The following is a 21,147-nucleotide window of genomic DNA, read 5'->3' on the forward strand; positions in this document are numbered from 1 at the left end:
ATAAAAATAAGAAATAAAAATAGGAGCAATGGTATTGCGCAATACCATGCTCCTATTGTAGGTTGTTAACCTCTAAAGGGTAACGGTAGCACTCGCTTCCCAGCCGTCATTGCTCGCTTTAGCAGAAAGACTCCACGCTGCAAACTCCATTCTCTCTTCAAGCTCTTCTACTTCGAACATTTTAACCAACTCTGGCTGATAGCTCTGTAATTCTTCGGTTGAATTTTTCATAATAGTAAATAATTAATAGGTAAACCGGATGAAATTAAATAGACATCAGTAAGCCACCCGGCCTAGCTTTGCTGACGTAACCCGCGAGTTTTTTAAAATAAAATGGTATAACATCCTCCCCACTAACCAATAAAAAATAAATACAAAAAGATATTCACTTTTCAAGTTGTTGAATGAAAGTTCCATTCTTATCATTTTCATAAACAGATCTAACAGGATAGCCGGAAAATGAATTATACTATCAAAGTGGCTTACAAGCATAAATCCCATATAAATCAGAATAAAAGCAGTGTTAGCCATACCGTAAATAATTAGCCATTTATCTGTTCGGCTAAACGCAGCCGGCAGATGTTTGCTGCGTGAGAAAACTGCTCCGAAAACGTCCTTCACCAGTTTGTTTGCCTTTGGCAGCAGATTTGGTGTATTGGTAATATCTGAAAATACCCAGTAACCATCCATACGCACAAAAGGATTCAGTTCGAACAATATTTTCAGATTGATGAGATAAAAGGCGGTTAGCAGGGTTTTGTTGCCTGTAAAATAAAAAATCAGAAACAGACAAACAGCATAAAGGAGTTCATTGGTTGCACCCGCCAGATTTACTATAATACGACGCTTTTTAGGCACCTGCCAAATGTTGGTTACATCTGAATACAACACAGGAAAAATAAGATAAAAGGCAAAACCGACCTCCCCGTGTTCCACGCCCGCTGCACGAGAGGCCGCGATGTGCCCAAGTTCGTGTATAAGCACCGAAGGATAAACCAAACAGGCGAGAAGTAACAGGTTGACATTTGTCCATTCGAAGGCCTGCTGCGACGGATAACTAATCAATATCCAGGCAACTACTCCCGCAAGTATACTGATCAACACGAAAAATAAACGTGGTGAATACAGGAAACGAAAGGGGGCCGACAAAGCTCCTGCTACCGAAGGTGAAAAAAATGGCACTTGCAGATGCAGGTATTTCCCCTTTTTCTGAACTTTACCATTTTCTTCTTCTGTTAGTATTTGAAAGCCGGACAGCTTTTCCTTTGTAAGCTGACGAAATGTTTCGGTACTCAGGTCTGTATTAAAATGCAGGTTAAAGGCCTGTACAGCTGCTTCATAATCATGATGTTTCTGAAGTAGCTGCACTAGCGTCGCGCTTGCCTGATTAAGCAGCATATGGCGGCCATCCATGGTTTTTAATACCCATCGGCTATTGTCTGTTTCTGAAAGAGAGAGGTCTTTAACTAGCATGGATCAGGGAATATTTTTGTTCGTACAAATGCAACGTATTTAATACTGTAGCCGTAGTGAAAACACGATTATGATCGTCTATTATTACATTCACGCCAAATGAGCTTTTACGCCATTGCTCAACAGTTTCTAACTGGATAACATTTGTTGCCGGAAGTAACAATACCCGGTTGGTGGGCCAGCTACCGTCGCCGGTTTGGTTTCTTAAAAGCCATTCTGCACCTTTCTGTATCTCTTCTGTATAGTGCTTATCGTTGAATTGTAGTAGTGCTTTCATGGCTAGCGCGGTATACAATGCACTGGGCTCATTTACGGCAGGATTATACCAGCAACCATCTGAGTTTTGTATATTACTTAACCAGCATGCCATCCTTGCCGCAGCATCTGCATATTTCTTTGTCTTACTAAGTGCCATTAGGCTAAATGAGGTGGCATAGATTGGACTTGTCCACCAGTACGATGAAATATATCCTTCATCGTGTTGTTGTTTGAGTAAATAACCAATTGTATCGTCATAAGCCTCATTGATTTCCATAAAAGATAATACACAGGCAGCTACAGCCGACACACAGTTATGAGGCATTAACCAACCTGCAACGCTTACACCTTTGTCTAAACCGAGCTTTTCCCGCAGCGATAATTCATTGTTATAAGTCGCCCACCCACCATTACTATGCATAAACGAGCGCCAGTTAACCACGGTCGCCTCCGGTACATTTACCCCCCTGTTATTTTGCATCCATATAAAAAAATTAATAGAGTCCGCGTCAGCGATGATATTTTCATTATACGCCGCTCCGGTTCGGGAAAGTAATTGTTCTGATGCTTTTGCTATCAATGCTTCGTTCCCGGGTATATCCGAAAGCTGCAGAACAACATAAGCTGTAATCCAATCTCTGCCAAAGCCGGCCGAGGTCAGAAAATCGCGCCAGTAACCATCCTCCTGTAAGGAGCCCGCCATAAAATCTATTCCTGCAGTGGTTGAGTGCTGTATTGTTCTGGCCTGTAAATGATCGGTGCTTTTTTTGGCCTTGTCCTTTGTTTTCTCAATAAGCAGACTTATCTCCCGTATCTGATTACGGCATCTTTCTTCTTTGCTTGTGATAAATGTCACAAGCCTGTGAAGCTGTGTTTTTGCAGCTATTGTTTTTGCAAGCCGAAAATGATCAATGGCATTCTCTAAATTTCTTACAGCTATGCCTGAAAGAAAGAGATAGCGGTATTTAGCGTCACTTGAAACCGCCGATAGATTATGCCCTTGATCTTTAATTGCTTCCTCAACCTGGCTGTGGGTATATGTCCATTGTTGTTCTATTCCGTCTTTTTTAAAATCGTCGAGATCATCAAGATATTGAAATCCGATATGCAAGTGCTGCAGACATTCTAACCAATCAGGAGTATGCTGAAAATCCTTAGGCATCAATCCATTCAATGCATAAACAATGGCATTACATACTGCAGACTTACCGGAAGCAATTTTTTTAAATACTGCTTCAGTAATTGCGGGTCTTTTTTGTGACCATTGTTTTTCTAACAAGGTGGTGTTGAAGTACTCTAGTTTGCAGGCTTCAAAGTACTGCCAGAACGGATTGCTATTCTCGTACAGCCTCCCCAGCTCTGCTGCTGATCTCTCGAAAAAACTAAAAAAAAGATAAAGATTTGTTTTCTTCTCTGTCGTTTCCGTCTGGCTATCAGTCATATGGTCATAAACCAATAGTGCCCTAAAATAAAGGTAGCTGGCGATGCCTAATTTTTCAAGTTTGGCTGCCGGTATATTAATATCATTTTTCCCATTCTCTGTAAGAAGGGGAATTAAGTTAAGATAAAAGCTATGCGAATGATATAAATCCGGAGAAGTAAGCGCTTCTTTCGTCGCATTTTCTAGGAAAAGCGTGTTCACATATTCACTAAACTGGTCAGTAGTTTTACTCATAATTTAACTCTTGACTTAAACGAAAATTGTAAAAACCAGTAATATTTATTTGGATTTTTACGCTCTAAAGTTTTAGAAATTAAATTTAATCAGTGAGATCTGTCTGGTCAATCACTGAAAACCAGTATTTTTACTTTAATGCTGTTACATATGTAAGGTTATTTTACCGCAAATTTAGTGGTCGACTTGCAAGTATGCTCTATTGAAAAGCTACCGTCATTTTTTGATGTAAAATGCTTAGCAACTCCATTTATAGCTAATTCATACTTTTTGCCAGGAGCCAGCCCCTTGATTGTAAATAGATATTTGTCAGGCGAGGTAACGGTCCATGAATATGCATTAGCATCCCATGAATTAATCTCCATGTTTATGCTACGATTGCTTGCGGAATTAATCTGAAGCAACATCACATCGTCATTGTGCGGATAATAAGTAAGTATATTACCTGCCTTATTTGCACCAAAGCTCTCTTTGCTTTTTATTGAAAAACCATTGGTGCGCATTAAATAGTTGTTAACGCTCAGTTCCAGGTTATAAACTGTGTTGCGGTTTGTATAAGAGAATTTGGTTCCATTTAGCGTGCTACTCATATTCGGTTCCAATCCCATCCTGTTCCATTTTGGCCTGACTCCATAAATATCCCTGTATAAAGCTGTAATACTTGTACTTATGCCAGCCAAAATATCATCACCCAATCCAAGTTGAGTAGTTCTGCTATACCGCTGAGAAGAGAGCCCATCCTTTTTATACTGGTCCAGCAAGTTATTGATGTATTTAAGTGCAATAGCCTTATCGTATTTAGCATAAGCCCTTATACCAAGGTATCCCCAGGTTGGAAATATATCACCATTTTCATATTTTGGGAAAGGCCAGTTGCCCTCACTAACCTCTTCTCTTTTAAAAGAATCAAAGCACAATGGCCAGTGAAAAAGATTCTCAGCTTTAGATCTGTACTCTATCTGATCAAGGATCAACGCTATTCTTTTTGGGTCATCGCATATACCAAACGCTATAGCCGCAAAATTTACTGGTGTAACCAGATTATCGCCATGTACAGAGCCATCTTTGTCTCGCCAATATACATACTGCTGTTTAGCCGCCGACCAAAATCCACCTTCCTCAACCGGCTTGTTAAAAGCGGTTTTTAGGCGCGAAGCTATGGCCAAATAGTGATCTGATTTTTGCTGGTTGCCCAATATCCTTTCGCATTTAGACCATAGGGTCAATGCTTCATACATCTGTGCATTTACAAAAGAATTCTCAAAACTTGCCCACACAATATCTAACCAGTCGCTTGCTTTTTTATCGGCAATGCCATCATTCATCATCTCAAAAATCCCATTATTATTCGAATCGCGTTTGATCAGCCAATCCAAGGCTTTTTCTACACTCAATTGATGAGACCGCAACCAATCAACATTTCCGTTTAAATCAAATTGCTCGCTGGTATTAATCACGTAGCCTGTTTGAGAGTCTATTGTATAGCCCCACATTGCTTCATAATATCCGGTCTTAGAATTATATGTTCCCGGTATCTCATCACCAGCAGCATTGTGCCAGCGCGATAAAACACGGCCATCACYAAGCATGGCCTGGTCCCGCTCCTGATCTAGTGTTGCCGACATGTTGTTGGTATAGTTCGGGTCATTTACCGCCATCCCGATCTGTGCAAAGAAAGGCTCATGCAAACATTTCCAATTCGTTAACCAGCCATTTGCACCTATTATATTGTTATCTACTACACCATATCGCCCGGTTGTGTTTAGCAGTTCCCGTACTGCCACGGCATCAATACCCGCCAAGGTTCCCCTTGAATATTCGCGGTTATAATCCACATATTGCAGTTCAAAACTTACTTTAAGTTTTCCTTTTTTAACTTCAAAAGGAGCAAATACATCGGCCTTGCCCGACACAAACCTGCTTAAGTCGTATCGCTGTTTCAGTTGTGTATCTGTTACTAATTGCGTACAGGTAAACTCATTTTTCTCGCTATGCGAATACTTTGAAGCAATCTCCTTGCCTTTATCAGTTTTTGCTGTAATACGCAATGCATCTCCAGATTCGGTATTCCAGAAAGTTACTCCGCCTGTATGCACGCCATACGTATCGTTTACCTGTTTAAGGTATTTACACCAAACCATGCCACCATTATCCATAATTCCCCCTTTCCAAACAGATAGGTCAGTAAAATTCCATTTAGGAAATGCCATATCTTCCAGACTAGCAGCATTATTGTAATCACGTGTGATATCCCAAATTATCTTGTTGCCATTCAATTTGAAATCCCACACTTCTTTCACTGAAATTGTGCCATTTCCATAGCTAATGCCACTTAACGTTATCCCATTCGCGTTTTTAGTAAGCGTGATATGCTTATTATCATCGGCCGAAGAAAAGGTTGCATTACTTGTTCTGATTCCTGTATAAACCCCTGACGGAGAAAGCGTATTTTTCCCATTTAAACTCAATTGTTTAATTACACAGCCATTTGAATAATCAATTGTAATTGATGTTTTTTTATCAGGAACAGTGATTGTAATTGTTTTGGCACTAACATTATGCTTAATATCACGGTTCTCTATTTCAATAGAAAAACAGGTGYCTTGAAAAAGGAACAGAAAAAAGGAAAGTAGTAGGATAAATCTCATCATTATAAATTTTGGGTATATCTATCAAAGCTAACCGTAAATCAAAATAGCGCTTTTATAGTAAAGAACATTTTCTTTATACTTTTTGATACTTGCTTATCAGGCCAGAACAGTACAGGATGGCTAAGGATTTCATAGCGTTAAATTTGTGGTAATGATGAAAACCATTTATATTCCAATGAGAACAAGATTCCTTTTTTTACTTTGCTTCCTTGCAGGTATTGCAAGTCCATTTTCTGGTCATACCAAAGAAAAACCAAAACCAAAAATCATCAATATTGTGAATTTTATCCGTTTGCTAGAACCCAGAGATCCAAAGATTACTGAGGATGTGCTTTATCAAACGGTAGTTAAGCAAGTAGAAATGATGAAGAAGTACCGTTTAGGTGGGACTTTCCTATTACAGTATGATGCACTGATGGACAGCCGTTATCAAAAGCTGCTAAAAAGCCTACCTAAGGATGCTTTCGAAATTGGTGCATGGTGGGAAATTCCACAACCAATGGTAGAGAAAGCCGGACTGAAATGGCGTGGACGTTATCCTTGGGACTGGCATGCGGATATTGGTTTTTCTACAGGGTATTCTCCAGAAGAGCGTGAGAAACTGGCCGATGTGTACATGGCCGATTTTAAAAGCATATTTGGATATTATCCTAAATCCGTAGGCTCTTGGTTCATTGATTCTCATACCTTAAATTACCTGTACGAAAAATATCATATTATAGCCTCCAGCAATTGTAAAGATCAGGTAGGTACAGATGGCTATACCTTATGGGGTGGCTATTGGAATCAGGCTTATTACCCAAGCAAAATAAATTCGTACATGCCGGCACAAAATGAAAAGAACCAATTACCTGTTCCCATTTTCAGAATGCTTGGAAGCGATCCGATCCGTCAATACGACAATGGTTTAGGTACCGACAGACAAGGGGTAATTACACTTGAGCCTGTTTATCCTGATGCCGGAGGAGATTCTACCTGGGTAAACTGGTTCTTTAAAGAATTTGTTGAAGGAGAGTCTATGGAATTTGCCTACACTCAGGCGGGTCAGGAGAATTCGTTTACCTGGGATGCAATGTCAAAAGGTTTTCAGATTCAGTTACCGTTAATTGCAAAACTTAGAGACGAGAACAAAGTAAAAGTAGAAACATTGGCAGAATCCGGACAGTGGTTTAAAGATAATTATAAAGTAACCCCGGCAACTTCTGTTACAGTAAATACAGACCTTCCGGGAAGCAACCGGAAAACTGTGTGGTTCAACAGCAGGTTCTATAGGGTTAACTTATTGTGGGAAAACGGATCTTTAAACTTTCGTGATATTCACCTGTTTAATGAGGAATTCCCTTCTGTTTATACCAAAGATAAAGCAACCTCTAATGAGTGCTCTTTTTTTACACTTCCTTTTGTAGACGGTTATATCTGGAGTAAGCCCGGCACTATAGCGGGTATGCGTTTTAAAGCCCTGGAGAATGGCAAAGAAGTATTGCTTGAAGGAGGGAATCCTGTCATCGAAAGCCCGGCTACAGGAAAATTACACATCATATGGCCTTTAAAAGACAAGGGTGCATCGTTGGTTATGGATATTGATGAAAGGCAAATGACATTAAGTGTTAAAGGTGGCAAGCCTATCAACTGGTTCTTGGATATGACTGCTGCAGAAAATGCTGTGCTTCCGTTTAAAGCAATCAATGCCAATAAAATTGATTGCCAGTTTGAAGGAATGGACTATTCTATTACAGCAATTAAAGGTACCTTTAGTAAGCCAGATGATAAAACAGTTTTCAGGATAAAGCCAATTAAGAATACTGTGCAGGTTGATTTTTCTGGTAAAAAGTAGAGCGATTTAATCATATGCAAAAATTTACAACAGGTTTTTTAATAATATTATTGATAGCTGGCGGATTTATTGGACACGCACAAACGGTATCCACAGCCTCACTGCTTAAAGAAATGACAGATTTTAATGCTGTTACTTATTGGCCCAAGCCTTATTACAGTGCAGGGCAGGCCAGCAGTTACGATCGTCATTCCATTTCGCCGGATAAACCAGGATGGTTTGCCAATGGCGATAACTCACAATTTATAAGGGTAGAGCAGAATGAAGGGCATAAAGAATATGTTATGCTCGATCAGGAAGGCCCCGGTGCACTGGTGCGTTTCTGGCTAACCACTTTTAAAAGAGCGGGCAAACTGAGAATTTATTTTGATAACAATCCCATACCGGAAATTGTTATACCATCTTACGATCTGATGAAGATCGACCTAAAACCGGGCCCAGCCTTATTAATCCCTCATTCCAGTTATCAACCATTAGAAAAAGGAGGCAGTACACTTTATCTACCCATGCCTTACGCAAAACACTGTAAGGTTACCTGGGAAGATGCACAACCCGAAATAAAGGAACCCAGATATTATCAAATCAATTTCCGCAAATATGACCCAAGTACAACCGTCAGAACATTTAGTTTAAAGGAGGCTAGGAGTTTAACCACTTTACTAGATAAAGTTAACACGCAGCTTTTAAATCCTGTTAATGTTAGTAAAGGAAAACAGTCATTAATAAATCAAACTATTCTGCCAAAGCAAACGGCATCTGTAAACCTGCCCAAGGGAACAAATGCAGTTAAATTCTTAAGCATTGAAGTTTCAACGCAGGATAATCAAAGTCTAGAGAAGCTGTTGAGATCAACCATACTTAAGATCAAGTTTGATGGCGAGCAAAGTGTTGAATGTCCGATAGGTGATTTTTCAGGATCAGGAGTAGGTGGCAGGCCTTTGCAAAGTTGGTATAGAACTGTTACTGGCGATGGAAAAATTATATCCAGGTGGACAATGCCTTATCAGAAATCTGCTACTGTATCATTAGAAAACCAGAGCGATCAGTCGGTTTCCATCACATTAAAAGCAATCAGTCAGCCTTATTCATGGAATAGTAACAGTATGTATTTTCATGCACATTGGAAGTTTTCAGAAAAGGTTCCGATAAAGAAATGGGATGAGACATCCGGAGCTATTGAATGGCAGCTTAGCAAAATTAAAGGCAAAGGCATCTTCCTTGGAGATAGTTTTGCAGTATTCAATCACATGCATACCTGGTATGGTGAGGGTGATCAGAAGCTATATGTAGACGGCGAAACCTTCCCTTCAGAATTTGGCACAGGAGCCGAAGATTATTACAATACTTCATGGGCTCCAGTGGTGCTTTATCAATCTCCTTTTGCCAATGCACCTCGGGCCGATACCGAAGATTCTTATGGTCACAATACTTTTACCAGAACAAGGAATCTTGATGGCGTAACTTTTAAAACAGACTTTAAATATGATCTGGAAATGTTGGGCTGGGCACATGGCGAAGCCGACTGTGCTGCTACAACTTATTGGTATGGCTTTAGGTAAAACTAAATAAGAACCTTACTTTAAACAACACATATGAAAAGATGTTTACTATTAATGCTAATCGTTTTTGCGACCAATAGCCTTATGGCACAGCTTGGTGTGCGGTACGATCCTAAAATTCAAAGCACTAAGAACCTTCAATACTGGAGGCCTAAAGGTGATTTGTTTGTTGGTGATTGCATGCCTTTTTCGCGAAACGGCACTTACTCGTTTTATTGGCTTCTAGACTCCGCGCACCATGCAAGCCTTAAAGGATTAGGGGGCCATCAATGGGTTTTAAGTACCACAACAGATCTAAAAACCTGGAAGCAACATCCAGTAGTGCTTGGAATTGATGAGGAGTGGGAAAAATCCATCTGTACAGGTTCCATCGTGTATTATAAAAATAAATACTATGCTTTTTATGCAACACGGCTAGTCAACAAGGAAGGACAGGTAAACGAACAGCTGAGTTACGCAATAAGCCCTGATGGTGTTAACTTCGACAAGCAAAAACCAAACCCGTTTTATACCTCAGCTCCGGGTTATAGCAAAAGAGATTTCCGGGACCCAAAGGCGTTTGTTGATGAGAAAACAGGAGAGTTTCATTTATTTGTATCCAGCTGGCAAGAGAATTCTGTATTGAGGCATGCCGGAGGCGCTTTGGTACACCTTACTTCTAAAGATTTAAAGAACTGGATTGTACTTGACCCGGTATTAACCGGACAATCATCAGTACCAGAGTGCCCGGATTATTTCTTATGGAATGGCTGGTATTATTTGGTATATGGCGACAATGGAGATACCTATTACGTAAAATCTAAAAGTCCTTATGGCCCTTGGGAAGAGCCCCGTTACCAAACCATCAATGAGTCGTGGACAAATGTTGTTAAGACTGCTGAGTTTAAAGACAACAGACGTATTGCAGCCGCATGGATTCCTTCTAGAGATCAAAACAAGGATGATGGTGGAGAAAGGTTTGGCGGCAATGCCATCTTTCGCGAAATTATACAGGAAGCAGACGGGACACTAAGTTCAAAGTTCCCGACCGAGATGATCCCTGAAACTGGAACAGAGATTCAACCTGATCTGGTTGCCGATCTGCACGCTTCTATTGTCAGCAAAAACAGTATTTCAATTAAAGCACCTAATGGAGTAGGAGCAGCCCATGCAGCGGCTATTCCATTAAATAGCCGGATTACTATGGAAATAGAAACAGCTGGTTCGGTTGATGAGTATGGACTGTACTTAAGATCACGCGAAAAAGCAGAGGCTGGTTACCGACTAAACTTCTCACCAAATAATCAAACCGTAAGCCTTGGTAATACAATGATCAGAGCTGTTAGCGGTTTAAACAAAACCATTAAGCTTGATATAATAGTGAAAGACGATATTATAGATGTTTCAATTGACAACAAAAGATGCATTGTAAACCGTACTCCAGAACAAAGAGGCGGGTTTTTATGGTTTTACTCCAAGCATGGTGAAGTGAAATTCAAATCCATTAAAGTGAGCCCGCTTAAAGAAGAAAATTAATAAAATTTGAACTCCCGGTTAAGGGAGTTCAAATCCGTACTTGCTGTAAATGGCACGGGCCTCTTTACTTACAAGAAAATCCATAAAATCTCTAGCTGCTTTAGGATGCGGCGCTTTTTTAAGCTGACCGGCATAGTACTGAGCCTTGATGTTCTCGTTTTCGGGAATCTCAATGTACTCAATCGGGTGACCAATCATTTTCTGATAATGTACTTCAGAATACCAAACAGGCCCTGCATCACTTTGCTCATATAAAATGCGCATGGGTGTTTGCCTATGATGAATTTGAGTAAGGTATGTTGTCGAATCCTTCACTTTAGTTTCCATTATGGTGTTTCTAAGCGCATCTCCACCTACTTTTCTATAAGCTTCCTCAATGCGTTTTCCAATTCCTTCCCATTCAGGATTAGGCATGCTCACACGCACATCGCTGCGGCCCAGGTCAGCCAGCTTTTTTACTTGCTTTGGGTTTCCTTTTCGGGTCATTATAGCCAGTTTATTTTTAGCATAAAGCCCAGTTCTGCTAAACCAGTCCTTACTTTCATCAATTCTGCTTTTGCCGGCAGTGTATACATCTGGCTTTAATGTTATCCGCATGTTGCCAATAACAATGCTACCTGCTTCAATCTGCTTTGCTAAAATACCAGGAGGAAGKGTTTCTGCAAGCACCCGGGTATACTGCGGGTATTTAAGCTTAAATGATTTCATCAAATCATCAATAACCATAAACTGGTTGCCGGCAAAAAATACAACCAGCTGAGGGTCATTTATGTCGCCATAAATATCAGGGACATTATCAATCCCGGGAATTGTAAACTTCACCTTTGAATCGGGAGGTGTATTCCATGGCGGATCGAAACGATGATCCTGAGCCATTACAGTAGTGTTGTTAAAAAATACTACTGTTAGTATAAATATGATTAGTTTTAATTTGCTCATTATTGTTGGGTTAAACCTTCATTTTAAAGAATATTTATGGATGTACAATTGCCCATCCTTCATAGTGGCGCAAAATAATTTCACCATTACCACTCGGCGCATAGTTAATGAAATCATACAAAGAGCTCTTCTCAATTTTGCGCTCCCTAATTGTATTTTCACATTGAACAAGATCTACTCCACGAGATTTTAAATCGAGTAAAGTTTCTTTAAAGGGACCTTTTTTATCGAACACTGCTACGCCTCCGCTAAAGGCAATAAGCTCAATATGAAGTTTTCCCTTTAAGCGCGGATCTTCCAACGCGTTTTTAATATTTCTTAATGTTCCGGCTATCTTTTGCTCATCACCGCTGTTTAATGCATAAAGCGCATAATATTGTTTGTTCTTGCTTTTTGCCGGTTGAAATTCCTGACTGTTTTGAGCCATGGCCGGTTTGATGGCAGTGAATAATAAGATTGCAAATATTGCAAAGATGTACTTGGTTAGATTTTTCATTTATGTTTTTGTTTTGTGTGCATTTTTAATTGGTTGATATGGGCCATATTTGTGTTGTTTTTCCGAGAATTGATCTCCGTAGGGCCCATATGGAGCATCTACAGGTTTCTTCTTTAAATCGGGGTAGTCTTTGTGTTGATCTTTGTGAGGACGTGCCTGCGAGTTAACAAAAGCCGCTATGTCCCATGATTCCTCGTCTGTTAATATCGGATTTTTGTAAGAAGCACCAAAAGGCATATTGTTCTTAATAAAACCCGCAAAGTTAGAGAGGCGATAAAGTCCGGCGCCATCATTATAACTTAGTTTACCCCACAATGGTGGATAAACAAAGGTCTTGCCTCCAGCTGCAGCAATACCTTCTCCATTTTCGCCATGACAGCTTCTGCATTTTGAGGAATATAGCAATGCGCCTTTCTTAGGGTCGGCAGGGCGATCCAGCACGGCTATTTTTTCTGTACCCCTTCCATACATGCCTTCAGGTTCTTTAACACCCTGATTAAGCCATTCCATATAAGCCAGCATTGCTCTTATTTCTTTGGATGCAGAATCTGGCATTGTGCCATTCAGGCTACGCTCAAAACAACCTTTAATTCGTGCTGCGGGGCTGATTATTTTCCCTGAGCGAGCAGTAATCTTCGGGTAACTACTCATCACAGCAGCATAGTTATTACCGAATATCCTGGTGCCTGCATCTAAATGACAATTTTGGCAATTCAATCCATTGGTAAATTTACCCAATCTTCCTTTAGGGCCAAAGTAGGCAGAGGTATTTACAATCAAATCTTTACCATAGCGAATCATTTCGCCCTTGGAATTTTTTGGTATAGTGTGCTCTTCAGGAGCCTGCCATACATCTTTAACAACTGGAGTGGGTTTTGTTTCGCTTAAATTATGCTGTTGTATGTGCTTGCCCGGTTCGTTACAACTGCATATTAAGGCGGTGGTGCTAATAATAGCGAAGAGTTTTAATTGGTTAGTTAACATAAGGTTTCATTTGTGTGTTATCCAAAGATGGCATTAATGAAGCCAATGCAAAAGATGTTTATAGTTATAGGTCATAACAAAAAGTTATTAAAGGTCATTACATAATTCTATGGATATTTATATATTGTGCCTATGATATTCGATTTCAGGTTACAAGTATTTCAAACAGTTGCACTAAAACTGAGCTTTACCAAAGCAGCTGCCGAACTCTTTATTACGCAACCTGCCGTAACCAGACATATTCGTGAGCTCGAAAAACAGCTAAATACTGCTTTGTTTGTTCGAAACGGGAATCATATTTCCTTAACAGCAGCGGGCAATGTTTTATTAAAGCATACCGCGAAAATCTTTGAAATTTATTTACTTATCGAAAACGACCTGGCTCAGTTAAGTGATGGCCTAAGGGGTAACCTTCGTATAGGGGCAAGCACAACATTGGCACAAACTTTCATGCCCAAAATCCTTGCTTTATTTAAAACAGCTTATCCCGAAATCGTATTTACATTTACCAGAGGGAATACGGAATCTATTACACAACTGGTAATAGATGGTAAAATAGATGTGGCAATGGTAGAAGGGCAGATGCATTATCCACAGATAAACTATGAAAAATTTAGTGACGATGAATTGGTTTTGGTCACAAAGTCTGACAACCCACTAGCCCGCAAGGGCGAAATTACTCCGCTGCAACTACTGGACTTGTCGTTGGTGCTTAGGGAGCATGGCTCTGGTACACTGGATGTTATATCAAAGGCACTAAGCGAGGTCGGCATAAACCTAAAAGACCTCAAAATTGAACTGCAGCTAGAAAGTAATGTCAGTATTAAACAATACCTTCTTCATTCAGAAGCTGCAGCTTTCTTATCCATGCAAACTATTATTGGTGAACTAAAAAGGAACGAACTTAGTATTGTAGATATCAAAGGAATAGAGATGTTTCGCACTTTCCAGTTTTCCAGCACGAAAGTCGCTTGGAGTAACATCAAGAAATTTTTTAAAGGATTTTATAAGATGCATCTGATCATAGTAATTAAACTCATAAGCTATTTCGGTCCAGCTTTTATCAGGAAAATTAATTTTATAATGCAGCAGGTTTTCAAAACGAACCATGTTGCTATATAATTTGGGGGTAGTGCCAATTTCTTTTGCGAAATTCCTTTCCAGCTGCCTGTCTGATAGCGATACCTTAGGCAAAAATACAGGTGCTCTATTGTTAAAAATCAGGCTTGTCATTTGATTTACCGCTTTAGAGGGGTAAATTTTGGCGTGTTTTAATGCCATTTGTAGCAAGTAAGGCTCTACAATTTCAATGCACTCATTAATGTCACTACAAGGCATCAGTCTTTCGGTTATTTCTTTAAATATACTGGCAAATAACAGCTGTCCATCAATAGCCTGATTGCAAAAAAGATTTGCCGGAATACCCAGTAATCGGTACAAACCGGCAGGTTTAAATTTGATAGTGAACGAAACAAAATGACCACTAATTGCAATGATATATTTTTTATGTGTACGCGGACCACGAATGGTACATCTTGCAAAAGATTCAGTCTGATTAGAATTGCAGTTAATCGTTTCGAAACTGTCGCCCAAAAAGAAATCAATAGAGCCCATTACACGTAAGGGCATGGCTTTAACCACAGGTTCATGTTTTGGTACAGTAAGTATCCTGAAAACATATTCAGATACAAAAGCCTGAAGCGCTTCAGTTGGGGCCGTTTTTTTAACAACCGAGTTGTAGGGATCCATACTTAGCCAATATAGGGTTAGTTAAAGATAAACATTTTTATACTACAGAAAAAGTTATAATCCGGCTCTGTACTCAGAGCATGCACGGAGGTAGCCGGGCTTGGACAAAATCGAGACAGAATAAGGACTGAGAGCAGATTGCTTCGGAAAAAAGGTACCTTTACCCGAAGCAGTCTCAAAGCAGTCTCGAACTAGTCTCGAACTAGTAGCGATCCAGCTAGGTCTCATTAAAGATGCTATTGGCATGATCTTCAAAAGTTTTATCTAAATTTGGGGCGATGAATTTGAGTCGTGTTATACTAATTGTCTCCTTATTTTTTGCCTTAGGCTATAGCCGGACTTATGCACAGATAGTACCGCAGACTGTTGATTCTGTTGTAACAACAACTTACAAACGTAAATTTGTAAAAGATCCGGCTTTTCTTGCCCGTCAGCAATTTGTTACGGATTCTATAATGACCCACAGTTGGCTTTTTCCAGATTCAATGGTCCATAAACACATGATTATGGATAGTATAATTAAGGCAAATGTTGTGGGTCGTTCTAATCTTATCAGCAGATATAAAGAGCTTACCACGATGAAGGTAAGTAAATACAGATTGGGCAAACCAGTACCAAAAGGTTCAGTTTGGGTGCCGGCTATTGTAGCTTTGCTTTTGGTTTTGTTTGCAGTGTTAAAAATATCCTTTAATAAACAGTTACAAACAATTGTGCAATCTTTTTTTAGTAACAGGGTTTTGAACAATCTTAATAAGGAAGATAACCTGTTTACATCGTGGCCTTTTTTACTCTTATTTGTTCAGTTTGGCTTTACAATAGGAATGTTCTTTTACCTTGTTTCAGGCTTTTATCACATCTCTTTTCCAGGTACAGGTTTCCAGTTTTACCTGAGCATTTCTATACTTATTGTGGTTTTATACATCATGAAAATAGTTATTTTAAGGATATTAGGGTACCTTTTTAACATTCAGAAGCCGGTTAATGAATATGTTACAATATTATATTTGAGTTATTTTAACCTCTCTTTAATCTTCATTCCACTGGTTATAGCATTCGCATTATCCCCCTTAAAATATGGCCCATACTACATTGCTATCTCTTTTATACTGTTAGGCGTGATCTTTGCTTTTCAGTTCATAAGGGCAGGGGTTAATATTTTATCTCATCATCGATTTTCAAAAGTCTATTTGTTTTTGTACTTTTGTGCCCTCGAAATTTGCCCTATATTAATTTTAATCAAGGCAATAGGATTATAACCGTGTAATTTGTAAAATGCAAGAAAAGACAGAAGATAGGTTGCGTAAGGTAAAGAGTATCTTAATAACATTACCGAAACCAGAAACAGAGAAATCTCCTTACTTTGATTTGGCAAAAAAGTATAACTTGAAAATTGATTTTAGGTCATTTATTCATGTTGAAGGAGTACCTGCCAGGGATTTTAGAAAGGACAAAATTACGTTAAGTGATTTCACCTCCGTGGTATTTACCAGCAGAAACGCCGTTGATCATTTTTTCAGAATTTGTGAAGAAATGAGGTACGAAGTTCCTGCCGATCTGAAATATTTTTGTATTTCAGAATCTACTGCTTTATATCTGCAGAAATACATTCAGTATAGAAAGCGCAAGATCTTTTTTGGAAAGCAAACTGCAGCAGATTTAGCCGAGGTTTTGAAAAAACACGCAGGTGAAAAGTTCCTTTACCCTTGCTCTGACGTGGCTACTGAGGATACTATGAATTTCTTGCAGAAGAATGGTTATGATTTTACTCCGGCTGTATTATTTAAAACAGTTGTTTCAGATCTTTCGGATCTGGCAGAAGTTTTTTATGATGTGATCGGGTTCTTTAGCCCATCAAGTATTCAGTCGTTGTTTACTAACTTCCCTGAATTTAAACAGAACAATACCCGTATAGCTGCTTTTGGAGTAAATACCCACAAAGCTGTTAAGGATGCGGGCCTTATTGTAGACATTGCAGCCCCTTCTCCAGAGGCTCCTTCTATGATTATGGCTATAGAAAATTATATTAAAAAGTCTAACAAATAATGCTTAACATACAGTTAAGCATTATTTCTTTAAAGTTTAATAATTAAGTTCATTTGAACTAAATTCTGTTCATTTTAGTCTTTAAGCATATTTTTACCCCCAATAATTGTTTATATCAATCATTATTGATAAAATTGTTAGGAAATTGCTTGATGCTAATTATGAGAAACAGATACTTATTAGGTTTTTTTATCGTTGCAATATTTCTTTCCAGTTGTGGAAAGGGCGGCCAGGGCGAACTGGTTGGTGTATACAATAAAAAATTCAGAAATAATAGGATTCCCTTGGGTATGGTTTACATACCTCCTGGTAGAACCCTTATAGGTATATCTGATGAGGACATCAATAACTCTCAGAGCTCGCCTAGTAAAATGACCTCCTTTAGTGCATTTTTTATGGATCAGACCGAGATTACAAATGCTGAATACAGGCAATTTGTAAACTGGGTTAGAGATTCAATTGCTGTAACCAGTTTAGGCCCCTCTGGTGCACCGAACTATTTTCAGGCACAACCACAAGGACCGGCAGGCTCAACTCCTCTTGGTGGAACAAGAAATATCGACTGGAGAAAAGTTGGTAACGGATCACAACTGTGGAGTAATAAAAATGGCGGATACGGCAGCAAGTTAACCGATATGTATTATAGCGGAGCTGATGCGATTCCCGGAAGAAACGAAATTGATATCAGAAAATTAAGATATGCTTACAGCTATGTAAGCACTGATCTGGCTGCCGAAGGAAGAAATGATCCTTCTAAAAAGAGACAGGATTTTATTGTTACTTATACAGATTTGCCTGATCCTTCTAATCCCAATCATCACCCATCTATTCCAGTTTACCCTGATACGATGGTTTGGAAAGTAGATTATTCCTATTCGCAGAATGACCCAATGGTTAAAACTTACTTTAACCATCCGTCTTACGATGATTATCCTGTTGTTGGTGTAAACTGGGAGCAGGCTTCTGCATTTTGTGTATGGCGTACACGCTTCTATGAATCAGTAGCGGTAGCAAGAAAACAACCGCTTAATTCAAGACCCGAGTATCAATTACCAAGTGATGCTCAGTTCGAATATGCTGCCAGAGGTGGTAACGTGAAAACCAAATATCCATGGGGAGGGCCATATGTGCGTAACACCAAAGGGTGTATGCAGGCAAACTTTAAAGTTGGACGCGGAAACTATTCAGATGATGGTGGTTTGTATACCGTAAACGTAAAATCGTATTTTCCGAATGATTACGGATTATATAATATGGCTGGTAACGTTGCCGAGTGGACTATAACTGCTTACAACCCATCAGCAGCGCCAATGCTACACGATTTTAATCCTAATTTTACTTATGTAGCTAAAACTTCGGACAGCAAATACAAAAAACGTAAGGTTGTAAGGGGTGGCTCATGGAAAGACATAGGTTTCTTCCTGCAAAACTCTGTTGGTACTTATGAGTATMAGGATGAAGCAAGATCTTATATTGGTTTCAGATGTATTTCTTCATATCCTGGAACTGATATTTCTTATAAAAACTAAACGAACAAAACCCAAAACCGATAATCCTTATTTTAATAAAATGGCAGCAAATAGAAAATTTGATAAGATGCACCTAGCTATATCGCTTGGTGCTAGTGTGGTAATTCTTGGAGCACTTTTCAAAATCCTTCACCTTGGTGGTGTTTGGGGTAATTATATGATTGGTGCCGGACTAGGGGTAGAAGCAATTCTTTTTGCGCTAACCGGATTCATTCAACCTGACCCTGAACCAGCATGGGAAAGGGTATATCCTGAATTAAGAGACGATTTTGATGGGGAACTGCCTAAGGCTTCGGCCAGACCGGTTGCTGCACCTGCTGCAAGTTTTTCTTCAACTGCGGCCTTAGATAAGATGCTTGTAGACGCTAAAATTGGTCCTGAATTGATTGAAAGCCTGGGTACGGGTTTACGTACTTTTGGAGATAAAGTTGCTGCTATATCTAATGTAGCTGATGTTTCAACTGCAACAGCTGAATTTACAGGTAAAATTAAAGGTGCTTCGGCAAGCTTTGATAGCTTAAACAGTGCATTTGAAAGAGCTACTTCTCAATTGGTAGAAATGGGTGAAAGCAATGTTGCTTCTAAATCTTACCATGAGCAGGTAAATACATTGGCTAAAAATTTATCAGCTTTAAATGCTGTATATGAATTAGAACTACAGGATTCAAGTGCTCATTTGAAATCTATGAATAAGTTTTACCAGAACTTATCGCTTACGATGAACAACTTTAATGAATCAATGGAAGATTCTAAACAGTTTAAAGATGAAGTAGGTAAATTAGCTAAAAACCTGTCATCGTTAAATGCTATTTATGGCAATATGTTATCTGCTATGAACCAGCCACGCGGATAATTAGTAATTATTTTATTTATTAATTAACCAAACAGACCTATTTAGAATGGCCGGAGGAAAACAGACAACGAGACAGAAGATGATCAATATCATGTATTTGGTATTGTTAGCTATGCTCGCCCTAAACGTATCAGATACTATATTAAATGCTTTTAAAAATATCAATGATAGTTTAGTTAGTTCAAAAACTAACGTAAATACAAGCATTGAACAATTATTTACATCATTTCAAAATACAAAACTTAAAGATGAGCCGGCAAGGGCTCAACCAATATGGGATAAGGCCAACAAAGCCAAAGCCTATGCAGATGAGTTGAATAATTATGTGCAGAAGCTGAAAGATAAGTTTAATGCCGCAGGAAAAGGTATTGATGAGGAAACAGGTGATCTTGTTGAAAGAGCAAACCTTGATATTGCACAGGGCATTATGATTAATCAGAAAGAAGGTCAGAAGCTTAAAGTTAAGATCAATGAAACCCGTGAGAAATTAATTGCCTTACTGGATGAGAAAGATCGTGCAGGTGTAACCTTTACGCTTGAGGCCAAAGACGCTGAGAAAAATATTAACGGCAATAAAAAGTGGGAGGATATTAACTTTAGCGAAGGCACTCCGCTTACTGCCGCAAATACAATTTTGACCAAGATACAGTCGGATGTTAAAAATGCTGAAGCTGAAGTTGTAAAGAAATTATTCGGTAACATGGATAAGGCCCTTGTAAATTTAGATCAGTTTGAAGCGGTTGCTGTTGCACCAAGTTCATATGTGGTACAAGGCCAGCCGTATACTGCTCAGGTTTTTTTAACGGCTAGCGACTCTAGATCTAATCCTGAAATTTCGGTTGGCGGAAATGCTTTATCTGTTAAAGAGGGTAAAGGAACTTATTCTGGTAGCACCGGCAGTGTTGGTGTTTTTAGATGGAAAGGGATTATCCGGGTTAGACAAACCGACGGACAGATTAAAGAATATCCAACTGCTGAGCAAAGCTATCAGGTAGCTAAGCCTTCGGCAACGGTATCACCAGATAAAATGAATGTTATTTATGCCGGTATTCCTAATCCATTCTCAGTTYCGGCGGCTGGTTTTCCTTTAGAAAGCGTTCGTGCTTCTATTTCAGGAGGATCTATTTCTGGCGGTAATGGTAAGTACACTGTTAATGTTGATGGTGGACAGGTTGGCAAAACTTTAAGTATTAATGTTTCTGCTACTAACGCCGGTAAAACATTAAATCTGGGTTCTCAGCAATTCAGAGTTAAAGGATTGCCTACTCCGAGAGCATATGTTAAAGGAAAAGCCGGAGGTAATGTTCCTTTGGAATGGCTGGAAGGTGCCGGTGGAATTGAGACACAGCTTGAAGATTTCGTTTTCGATGTTAAATTCAGGGTGATCAGATTTTCTGCTACCTTTATTAATCCGAAGGCTGATGCGGTTACCATTCAATGCAGTGGTGGTGGTTTTAACGGACAGATTAAAGGGGCTTTAAATTCTATTAAGCCAAATGCAACTGTTATCTTTAAGGATATTGTTTGCGAAGGGCCAGATGGAAGACAAAAAGTTTTAGACGGAATTACATTTGTAGCAAAATAGAATA

The 21,147-nt window shown here is 39.2% G+C and carries 16 protein-coding genes and 1 pseudogene; 9 read left to right on the forward strand and 8 right to left on the reverse strand.

Annotation, left to right across the window (positions count from 1 at the left end; translation table 11 throughout):
* Positions 1-72: 72 nt before the first annotated feature.
* The 4 genes from AC1DG9_RS02540 to AC1DG9_RS02555 form a co-directional block, all read right to left on the reverse strand.
* Positions 73-231: a hypothetical protein gene (locus AC1DG9_RS02540; protein ID WP_172661689.1), complete on the reverse strand. Its 159-nt coding sequence runs from the start codon at positions 229-231 to the stop codon at positions 73-75.
* A gap of 45 nt (positions 232-276) precedes the next feature.
* On the reverse strand, positions 277-1,473 hold the full coding sequence (locus AC1DG9_RS02545) for a site-2 protease family protein (protein ID WP_288883899.1): 1,197 nt from the start codon (positions 1,471-1,473) through the stop codon (positions 277-279).
* Positions 1,463-3,406 carry a prenyltransferase/squalene oxidase repeat-containing protein gene (locus AC1DG9_RS02550; protein WP_288883898.1) on the reverse strand — a complete coding sequence of 648 codons (1,944 nt, stop codon included), beginning with the start codon at positions 3,404-3,406 and terminating at the stop codon, positions 1,463-1,465. The genes AC1DG9_RS02545 and AC1DG9_RS02550 overlap by 11 nt, the downstream gene beginning before the upstream one ends.
* Before the next feature lie 158 nt (positions 3,407-3,564).
* Positions 3,565-6,057 carry a glucosidase family protein gene (locus AC1DG9_RS02555; RefSeq protein WP_477634270.1) on the reverse strand — a complete coding sequence of 831 codons (2,493 nt, stop codon included), beginning with the start codon at positions 6,055-6,057 and terminating at the stop codon, positions 3,565-3,567.
* 151 nt (positions 6,058-6,208) lie between these two features.
* Between AC1DG9_RS02555 and AC1DG9_RS02560 the strand changes: the two genes are divergently transcribed.
* From AC1DG9_RS02560 to AC1DG9_RS02570, 3 genes are read left to right on the forward strand one after another with little or no spacing between them, the layout of a single operon-like run.
* A complete protein-coding gene (locus AC1DG9_RS02560; RefSeq protein ID WP_216854413.1) occupies positions 6,209-7,891 on the forward strand; it encodes a hypothetical protein in 1,683 nt (560 codons plus the stop codon).
* 14 nt (positions 7,892-7,905) lie between these two features.
* Positions 7,906-9,450 (forward strand): glycoside hydrolase family 172 protein, encoded by a 1,545-nt coding sequence (locus tag AC1DG9_RS02565; protein WP_172661686.1) that lies wholly within the window; start codon positions 7,906-7,908, stop codon positions 9,448-9,450.
* A gap of 33 nt (positions 9,451-9,483) precedes the next feature.
* The gene (locus AC1DG9_RS02570) at positions 9,484-10,965 is read left to right on the forward strand and encodes a family 43 glycosylhydrolase (protein WP_337717319.1); all 1,482 of its coding nucleotides are present in this window, start codon (positions 9,484-9,486) and stop codon (positions 10,963-10,965) included.
* 18 nt (positions 10,966-10,983) lie between these two features.
* On the opposite strand, the gene AC1DG9_RS02575 is transcribed toward AC1DG9_RS02570, so the two are convergent.
* The 3 genes from AC1DG9_RS02575 to AC1DG9_RS02585 are packed head-to-tail and all read right to left on the reverse strand — an operon-like array spanning position 10,984 to position 13,384.
* Complete coding sequence (locus AC1DG9_RS02575; RefSeq protein ID WP_337717321.1) at positions 10,984-11,904, reverse strand: molybdate ABC transporter substrate-binding protein; 921 nt, start codon at positions 11,902-11,904, stop codon at positions 10,984-10,986.
* 34 nt (positions 11,905-11,938) lie between these two features.
* Positions 11,939-12,400 carry a DsrE family protein gene (locus tag AC1DG9_RS02580; RefSeq protein WP_172661683.1) on the reverse strand — a complete coding sequence of 154 codons (462 nt, stop codon included), beginning with the start codon at positions 12,398-12,400 and terminating at the stop codon, positions 11,939-11,941.
* Positions 12,401-13,384, reverse strand: a complete 984-nt coding sequence (locus AC1DG9_RS02585; protein WP_337717323.1) for a c-type cytochrome — start codon at positions 13,382-13,384, stop codon at positions 12,401-12,403.
* A gap of 132 nt (positions 13,385-13,516) precedes the next feature.
* Here AC1DG9_RS02585 and AC1DG9_RS02590 point away from each other — a divergent pair, with 132 nt between their 5' ends.
* Positions 13,517-14,506, forward strand: coding sequence for a LysR family transcriptional regulator (locus AC1DG9_RS02590; protein ID WP_477634271.1), 990 nt, complete (start codon positions 13,517-13,519; stop codon positions 14,504-14,506).
* Here the strand turns inward: AC1DG9_RS02590 and AC1DG9_RS02595 are convergent.
* A pseudogene (locus tag AC1DG9_RS02595) lies at positions 14,393-15,133 on the reverse strand (DUF6597 domain-containing transcriptional factor); the annotation flags it as partial. The gene AC1DG9_RS02590 and the pseudogene AC1DG9_RS02595 sit on opposite strands and share 114 nt — an antisense overlap.
* Before the next feature lie 278 nt (positions 15,134-15,411).
* Between AC1DG9_RS02595 and AC1DG9_RS02600 the strand changes: the two are divergent.
* The 5 genes from AC1DG9_RS02600 (at position 15,412) to porM (ending at position 21,143) form a co-directional block, all read left to right on the forward strand.
* The gene (locus AC1DG9_RS02600; protein ID WP_172661679.1) at positions 15,412-16,389 is read left to right on the forward strand and encodes a DUF4271 domain-containing protein; all 978 of its coding nucleotides are present in this window, start codon (positions 15,412-15,414) and stop codon (positions 16,387-16,389) included.
* Between the two features lie 16 nt (positions 16,390-16,405).
* Positions 16,406-17,176 carry a uroporphyrinogen-III synthase gene (locus AC1DG9_RS02605; RefSeq protein WP_048907674.1) on the forward strand — a complete coding sequence of 257 codons (771 nt, stop codon included), beginning with the start codon at positions 16,406-16,408 and terminating at the stop codon, positions 17,174-17,176.
* Positions 17,177-17,337: 161 nt separating this feature from the next.
* Positions 17,338-18,705, forward strand: coding sequence for a T9SS ring complex lipoprotein PorK/GldK (gene porK, locus AC1DG9_RS02610; RefSeq protein ID WP_477634272.1), 1,368 nt, complete (start codon positions 17,338-17,340; stop codon positions 18,703-18,705).
* A 40-nt stretch (positions 18,706-18,745) separates the two neighbouring features.
* Positions 18,746-19,558 (forward strand): type IX secretion system motor protein PorL/GldL, encoded by an 813-nt coding sequence (gene porL / locus AC1DG9_RS02615; RefSeq protein WP_172661677.1) that lies wholly within the window; start codon positions 18,746-18,748, stop codon positions 19,556-19,558.
* 46 nt (positions 19,559-19,604) lie between these two features.
* Positions 19,605-21,143: a type IX secretion system motor protein PorM/GldM gene (gene porM / locus AC1DG9_RS02620; RefSeq protein WP_477634273.1), complete on the forward strand. Its 1,539-nt coding sequence runs from the start codon at positions 19,605-19,607 to the stop codon at positions 21,141-21,143.
* Positions 21,144-21,147 lie beyond the last annotated feature (4 nt).

The sequence above is a fragment of the Pedobacter sp. 05L430 genome (assembly GCF_056397585.1).